2 rRNA genes (both cut by a window edge) are annotated in these 2,500 nt (G+C 51.8%); both read left to right on the top strand.

Annotated elements, in window-relative coordinates:
* Window positions 1–1,135: ribosomal RNA gene (locus tag DIC78_RS09235) — 16S ribosomal RNA — on the top strand (it extends 415 nt beyond the left edge of the window).
* Between the two features lie 169 nt (window positions 1,136–1,304).
* Window positions 1,305–2,500 (top strand): 23S ribosomal RNA (locus DIC78_RS09230) (it continues 1,732 nt past the right edge of the window).
* Together the 16S and 23S rRNA genes form the textbook arrangement of a ribosomal RNA operon.

Below are 2,500 nucleotides of genomic sequence, written 5' to 3'. Positions count from 1 at the left end.
GATGAAGGTTTTCGGATCGTAAAGCTCTGTTGTTAGGGAAGAACAAGTACCGTTCGAATAGGGCGGTACCTTGACGGTACCTAACCAGAAAGCCACGGCTAACTACGTGCCAGCAGCCGCGGTAATACGTAGGTGGCAAGCGTTGTCCGGAATTATTGGGCGTAAAGGGCTCGCAGGCGGTTCCTTAAGTCTGATGTGAAAGCCCCCGGCTCAACCGGGGAGGGTCATTGGAAACTGGGGAACTTGAGTGCAGAAGAGGAGAGTGGAATTCCACGTGTAGCGGTGAAATGCGTAGAGATGTGGAGGAACACCAGTGGCGAAGGCGACTCTCTGGTCTGTAACTGACGCTGAGGAGCGAAAGCGTGGGGAGCGAACAGGATTAGATACCCTGGTAGTCCACGCCGTAAACGATGAGTGCTAAGTGTTAGGGGGTTTCCGCCCCTTAGTGCTGCAGCTAACGCATTAAGCACTCCGCCTGGGGAGTACGGTCGCAAGACTGAAACTCAAAGGAATTGACGGGGGCCCGCACAAGCGGTGGAGCATGTGGTTTAATTCGAAGCAACGCGAAGAACCTTACCAGGTCTTGACATCCTCTGACAATCCTAGAGATAGGACGTCCCCTTCGGGGGCAGAGTGACAGGTGGTGCATGGTTGTCGTCAGCTCGTGTCGTGAGATGTTGGGTTAAGTCCCGCAACGAGCGCAACCCTTGATCTTAGTTGCCAGCATTCAGTTGGGCACTCTAAGGTGACTGCCGGTGACAAACCGGAGGAAGGTGGGGATGACGTCAAATCATCATGCCCCTTATGACCTGGGCTACACACGTGCTACAATGGACAGAACAAAGGGCAGCGAAACCGCGAGGTTAAGCCAATCCCACAAATCTGTTCTCAGTTCGGATCGCAGTCTGCAACTCGACTGCGTGAAGCTGGAATCGCTAGTAATCGCGGATCAGCATGCCGCGGTGAATACGTTCCCGGGCCTTGTACACACCGCCCGTCACACCACGAGAGTTTGTAACACCCGAAGTCGGTGAGGTAACCTTTATGGAGCCAGCCGCCGAAGGTGGGACAGATGATTGGGGTGAAGTCGTAACAAGGTAGCCGTATCGGAAGGTGCGGCTGGATCACCTCCTTTCTAAGGATATTTACGGAATATAAGACCTTGGGTCTTATAAACAGAACGTTCCCTGTCTTGTTTAGTTTTGAAGGATCATTCCTTCGAAACGTGTTCTTTGAAAACTAGATAACAGTAGACATCACATTCAATTAGTAACACAAGATATCACATAGTGATTCTTTTTAACGGTTAAGTTAGAAAGGGCGCACGGTGGATGCCTTGGCACTAGGAGCCGATGAAGGACGGGACGAACACCGATATGCTTCGGGGAGCTGTAAGCAAGCTTTGATCCGGAGATTTCCGAATGGGGAAACCCACCACTCGTAATGGAGTGGTATCCATATCTGAATTCATAGGATATGAGAAGGCAGACCCGGGGAACTGAAACATCTAAGTACCCGGAGGAAGAGAAAGCAAATGCGATTCCCTGAGTAGCGGCGAGCGAAACGGGATTAGCCCAAACCAAGAGGCTTGCCTCTTGGGGTTGTAGGACACTCTATACGGAGTTACAAAGGAACGAGGTAGATGAAGAGGTCTGGAAAGGCCCGCCATAGGAGGTAACAGCCCTGTAGTCAAAACTTCGTTCTCTCCAGAGTGGATCCTGAGTACGGCGGAACACGTGAAATTCCGTCGGAATCCGGGAGGACCATCTCCCAAGGCTAAATACTCCCTAGTGACCGATAGTGAACCAGTACCGTGAGGGAAAGGTGAAAAGCACCCCGGAAGGGGAGTGAAAGAGATCCTGAAACCGTGTGCCTACAAGTAGTCAGAGCCCGTTAACGGGTGATGGCGTGCCTTTTGTAGAATGAACCGGCGAGTTACGATCCCGTGCAAGGTTAAGCAGAAGATGCGGAGCCGCAGCGAAAGCGAGTCTGAATAGGGCGCATGAGTACGTGGTCGTAGACCCGAAACCAGGTGATCTACCCATGTCCAGGGTGAAGTTCAGGTAACACTGAATGGAGGCCCGAACCCACGCACGTTGAAAAGTGCGGGGATGAGGTGTGGGTAGGGGTGAAATGCCAATCGAACCTGGAGATAGCTGGTTCTCTCCGAAATAGCTTTAGGGCTAGCCTCAAGGTAAGAGTCTTGGAGGTAGAGCACTGATTGGACTAGGGGCCCCTACCGGGTTACCGAATTCAGTCAAACTCCGAATGCCAATGACTTATCCTTGGGAGTCAGACTGCGAGTGATAAGATCCGTAGTCGAAAGGGAAACAGCCCAGACCGCCAGCTAAGGTCCCAAAGTATACGTTAAGTGGAAAAGGATGTGGAGTTGCTTAGACAACCAGGATGTTGGCTTAGAAGCAGCCACCATTTAAAGAGTGCGTAATAGCTCACTGGTCGAGTGACTCTGCGCCGAAAATGTACCGGGGCTAAACGTATC

The organism is Bacillus halotolerans (genome assembly GCF_004006435.1).
Classification (GTDB): domain Bacteria; phylum Bacillota; class Bacilli; order Bacillales; family Bacillaceae; genus Bacillus; species Bacillus halotolerans.
This window is presented reverse-complemented; position numbering and strand designations above follow the sequence as displayed.